The organism is Bacteroides sp. AF34-31BH, from assembly GCF_003602795.1.
Lineage (GTDB): Bacteria > Bacteroidota > Bacteroidia > Bacteroidales > Bacteroidaceae > Bacteroides > Bacteroides uniformis.
The window spans coordinates 1-5,372 of sequence record NZ_QTLV01000028.1 but is presented as its reverse complement, the minus strand read 5'-3'; the positions used below and the strand labels follow the sequence as shown (position 1 = coordinate 5,372).

The 5,372-nt window shown below is 38.8% G+C and carries 3 protein-coding genes; 1 reads left to right on the top strand and 2 read right to left on the bottom strand.

Features of this window, described 5'->3' with window-relative positions; genetic code table 11:
* Nucleotides 1-540 (top strand): DUF4143 domain-containing protein (locus tag DWZ67_RS19830; protein WP_133302959.1); only part of this gene is annotated, 540 nt, incomplete at its 5' end.
* A 222-nt stretch (nucleotides 541-762) separates the two neighbouring features.
* Here the strand turns inward: DWZ67_RS19830 and DWZ67_RS19825 are convergent.
* Together DWZ67_RS19825 and DWZ67_RS19820 are read right to left on the bottom strand one after the other, a co-directional pair.
* Nucleotides 763-2,268, bottom strand: coding sequence for a RagB/SusD family nutrient uptake outer membrane protein (locus DWZ67_RS19825; protein WP_016274180.1), 1,506 nt, complete (start codon nucleotides 2,266-2,268; stop codon nucleotides 763-765).
* A gap of 17 nt (nucleotides 2,269-2,285) precedes the next feature.
* The gene (locus DWZ67_RS19820; RefSeq protein WP_262697321.1) at nucleotides 2,286-5,354 is read right to left on the bottom strand and encodes a SusC/RagA family TonB-linked outer membrane protein; all 3,069 of its coding nucleotides are present in this window, start codon (nucleotides 5,352-5,354) and stop codon (nucleotides 2,286-2,288) included.
* Nucleotides 5,355-5,372: the final 18 nt, after the last annotated feature.

Genomic DNA, 5,372 nt, shown 5'->3' with positions numbered 1-5,372 from the left:
TTTTCTGCCCAGAATATTAGTAAATATTTAAAGTCGCAACACGTCAACATTCCCACGCAGACAATTCTGAACTATCTAAAGGCACTGTGTAATAGTTTCTTCATTTACAAAATTCAACGAGCAGAAATCCAAGGAATGAAGATCTTTGAAATTGGTGAGAAATATTATTTTGAAGATTTGGGATTACATAATTCCATACAGCATTTTGATTTCCGAAAAGACATCAACAAGTTAATGGAAAATGTTGTATGCATTGATTTGTTGAGATATGGATATGAAGTATATGTCGGAAAGAGTGGAAATAAGGAAATTGATTTCATTGCTTCCAAAGACGACCATAAAGTCTATATCCAAGTAGCGTATATGCTTCCCGATGATGCAACCGTTCAGCGAGAATTCGGCAATCTTTTGGAAATAGCAGACAATTACCCCAAATATGTAGTTACAATGGATGAAATGCAGAGCGGGGGAAATTACAAGGGAATTAAACAGATTTCACTGCGAAACTTTTTGTTGGCAGAGGATAAAGAAAGATTGTAAATCTATAATTTAATTTCCAACATGAGAAGAGTAAATCAATAGGCTTTTCAATTTTTAGACAAGTTCTTTGAAATATGACTACTGAAACGAACTGAATGACAATAAGGCAGATATTAAAAAGCCGCTCATTTCACAATGGGCGGCTTAAAACACTTTATTTATAAAAACACTTTGGACAATCACCCAAAGTTTCATTTGTTGACATATATGCCATTGCGATTTTTAATCCGCCAAATTGGGATTATTAGTAATTTCACGTTCCGGTATATTGAATGTCAATCGTTTATCATCATAACTATAAGTCCTTTCCGGAAGCATTGCATCTTCTGCACAACGGGTTATTGACTTCTTGAAACGTTTCATAGTCATCAGACCACGCCCTTCACCCCACATTTCAAGGCGCCAGTTATAATATACCGCTTCTAACAATTCATCTTGATTCATCGCAGCAATCTTTTCCGCTGCAACAACGTCACGTTCGTCCAACAATGTTTTTAAAGATGTCTTGGCTGCCTGCAAATTATTATCCCGTACATTGGCTTCTGCGTTGATCAAATACATCTCAGCAACCCGCATGTAAACCTCATCGTCATACCACTCACGATTGCCCATACTACGTTTTGCATTATAGAACTTCCACCAGTTTGTCAATTCGTATTGTTCACCAGTTTTCGAATCATACTCGGTAAACCATTTTTTTCGGGTATCCGAAGCAGGTATTGACTCATACAGTGCAGTATCGACCAATTTTTCTCCACCAGCAAAGGCATAACTATAAGTAAACAAATCCATATGTCCCCAAAAAGTCGGAAGTGCAGGAGAATTACTTGTGGTTAGGTCAATTCCCCACATCCATCCAGAAATTCCAACGGAAGCAAATCCTGAATTGATAATTTCAGAACTGTTCATCAGAGTATATTGTTTTGAATCAATAACCTCTTGGGATATTTTAGCTGCATTCTTATAATCTCCCATTGTCAGGTAAACGTATGCCAACATACCTTTTGCTACAGACTGGTCAATTTGATCTTTTGCACCAGAAGGACGTTGGAAACCATCCAATAAAGGTATTGCATCCGTCAAGTCTTTTACAATCAACTCATAAACTTCTTCTACTGATGATTTCTTTGCCGCTTCTGAAGTCAATTGTGTACGATAAATAGGAATGGCCAAGGCTGCCTTATCCTCAGTATAAGGTCTTGCATACAAATTCACCAAATTGAAGTATGAATGAGCTCTCAGAGCCTTGGCTTGTCCGTAATATACTTTATTTTCATCACCTTCGGGAGTAACATCGTCCCCTCCTGCTGCGTCAAGGATTTCATTAGTTGCCTTGATCAGTTTATAGTAATACCGCCAGAACTGGTAGGAGTAGGATGTGGCAGTCGTAGTAGTACAAGTCAACGAGCCTGCGCTTTCAAACCAGCCGTAACCTTGCTGCATGATAACCATATCTCCACTCATCAAGTCCGTAGCAATGTCAACGGCTTTCTGTCCGAAGTCATCATGACCTCCCGTCCCGCCGGAATTCATAGCAAAGGTGGTGGAATATGTACCTAAGGCTTGTCCCATTAAGATGTTGGAGTTCCATTTTGCCACTTCCTGCAAATCTCCAGATGTAATGTAGTCTGAAGGACTCTTTTCTAAGAAAGAATCGGCACAACCACTCAGCAAGAGTGATAATCCTAAAGCCGTTACCGGAAAATATTTTTTCATGTTGAATTTCATAATTCTTATTTTTATTGTTAGAATTGAATTTTAATACCTCCCATAATTGTACTTAATGGAGCATATTGGCTTCTTCCAGATTCACCGGAATCATTTTTATTATCGTCATTGACATTGTCACTATTACCAGAAGATGCCATGGAAACGTAACCCTTGCGTGCTGACCAATACAACAAGTTGTCACCGGAAATATAGAAGCTTAAACCGGAAAGATGTAGCTTCGAAACAATGTTCTTAGGTAATGTATAACCAATTCTTATATTTGCAAGATTCAGGAATGAACGGCTTGTCAAAAAGCGTGTAGAGCTTGCATTGGCATAATTAGTATCGTCAGCACCACCGCCGAAATCATTGGATAAGCTTGGAATATTGGTGACATCTCCTGGTTTCTGCCAACGATTCTCAATATCCTTATGCCAGTTATATGAACCGGATGTACCACTATGCATCATTGCCGCATAGTTATAATCATAGCCATAACCACCAATACCATACGAGAAAGTTGCATTAAAAGTTATACCTTTCGCATACAAATCGAAGCCGAAGCCACCTTGCAGTGCTGGAATACCGGATTTTCCGACAAATTTCTTGGTAGCTGCACTCCAATCACTAGTCTGCTCTACTTCAAGTTTATTGATGGCATTTTTTGATTTATATGTTTCCATATCCGTAATTAATTCTCTCTCTCCATTAGCCTTTACATTGTAGTATTGGTTGTATAATGCATAACCGGTCTGTGGATCAACTCCTGCATATTCACGAAGATAAAAGTCATACAATGAATGTCCTTTTGCCCAACCGTAGTAAGTGCTAATTTCGATGGGTTTCTCATTGCCTGTAGTCTCATCAATAGGCATTTTGGTCATTCTATTTTTATAATAACCTCCATTTACACGAAAATCGAATTTATAGTCTTGCTTATCCAGTAAATGAGCTGTCAGCGAGAATTCCACCCCCTTATTCACTAGCGCACCATCATTTACTGGATATGAAGCGTATCCCAAAGAGGGAGCAACTTGCTTCATAAATAACATGTCTGTTGTTTTTTTATGGAAATATTCCACTTCACCTTCCAATACATCTGCTATATTGAATTCAAGACCAGTGTTGATTGTAGTGCTTCTTTCCCAAGTTAAGTCCGGATTACCTTTAAATTTGAAACTGAAGGTGAATTCATCATTCAAATTATCAATTGTATAAAGATCTTCATAAGGATAATAACCGGCAACGACCGGATTTGTAATGAAGTCCTGATTACCCAATACACCCCAGCTCAATTTATATTTCAGATTCTTCAACCAGCTAATATCTTTCATGAAATCTTCATTGCTGATAGCCCAGGCAGCACCTAAAGAACCGAATACTCCCCATTTATTCCCTTTAGCAAAACGGGAGCTACCATCAGTACGAATCGTTCCATGGAGGAAATATTTGTTATCATAATCATAACGAAGTTGGCCAAAATAACTTTCAATGGAATATCCATAAGTATATGATTCCAGATAATCCATAATAACTCCATTACTCCATTCTGTATTGTCCGGTCTTACGATTTTTGACTTTCCTCCATAGAATACGGATGTCTTACTGGATGTTGATTCATGAGCAACAAAAGCATCGAAGTTATGTTTATCAAAACTTTGACTCCAGGAAAGAATCTGGTTAGCCGTGAAATTAAGGAAATTTGTTTGATATTTCACGATCTGTCCCTTGCCGGCACTATCACCATAATAGGGGTTTGTAAGTTCATTCTCCGTTGAACCCAAGTATTGAAGACCGACATTTGCAGTCAATTTGAAGTATTTCAGAAATCTGGCTTCAAAAGAACCATTTCCGTTGAACTGGTGAGAAACAATTTCATCTTTATCTAGCAGCAACGCACCGGCAGGATTAATTCCGGAGCCAAAAGGACGCTGGTAACCTGCATTCATACCATAGTCATATTTGTTTCCACCTATGTTTGTATCTTTAACAATATTTCCATCTGCGTCGTGTTCAAAGACCGGAAACAATGAGGGCATACCATTAATAAACTGAAAACCGTTATTCATGTTACTATCTGATTGTCCCGGTTTATTTGTTTCCATATATGCATATGATAGAGACGTCGTGGCTTTCAGCCATGGAGTAATCTGATTGCTCATGTTATTACGAACATTAAAACGCTGATAATCAGAAGAGATATAATAACCTTCATCTTTCAAATAACTGAAAGCAGTATAATGAGTCATCTTTTCATTACCACCGGAAATCTTCACACTCGCATCCAATTTCTGCCCAGTACGGAATATATAATCTTCCCACTTTTCAGGAGTATATTTGCGTGTAATTCCACTATTGAAATGCCCAGTAGTCGGATCTATCAATTGAGCACCGTCAGTATTCCACATATTATAGATAGGAGCGATACCATATCTTGACTGGAATAGGTTTGTTGATGCCCATGCAGCAGATTGTGAGGCATCCATTCCTCCAGCGTTGGCTGCATAATTCTTCAGGCTCTCCCACGTAAGTTCTGTAAACCGTTCCGGATTATTTATCACATCGTATTGTGGTATCAAACGCATGTTGGCTCCATATTTAACTTCGGCTTCAACGCGAGTTTTACCTACCTCTCCCTTTTTAGTGGTAATCAGAACCACACCATTTGCTGCACGTGAGCCGTAGAGTGCTGTAGCCGTTGCATCCTTTAAAACCGTCATAGAAGCAATATCACTAGGGTCAATACCACTTAAGTCTGCCTCAAATGGAATACCGTCCACTACATATAATGGTGCACGGCTTGAATAAGCAGAACCTAAACCACGAATTCGGATACTTGCATTAGTACCGGGTTGGCCAGAAGTAGACATAACTTGAACACCAGCAACCTCACCATTTAGAGCTTTAGAAAGCTCTGTCGGATTTTTTAATGATATTTTATCGCCTTTAATTTCGGTTGCAGATCCAGTAAATGAACGCTTAGTAGCCCCGCCATAAGCAACTACCATAACTTCATCAAGCAGCTTGCTGTCAGACTTCATTGTGACTTTTACATGAGGTCTAATGACGACTTCTTGAGTCTGCATACCAATATACGAAATCACCAAAGTTTTCGCGGAACT

Excerpts from the sequence above, each read along its gene's own strand:
- DWZ67_RS19825 (WP_016274180.1), bottom strand. The coding sequence starts at position 2,268 with ATGAAATTCAACATGAAAAAATATTTTCCGGTAACGGCTTTAGGATTA.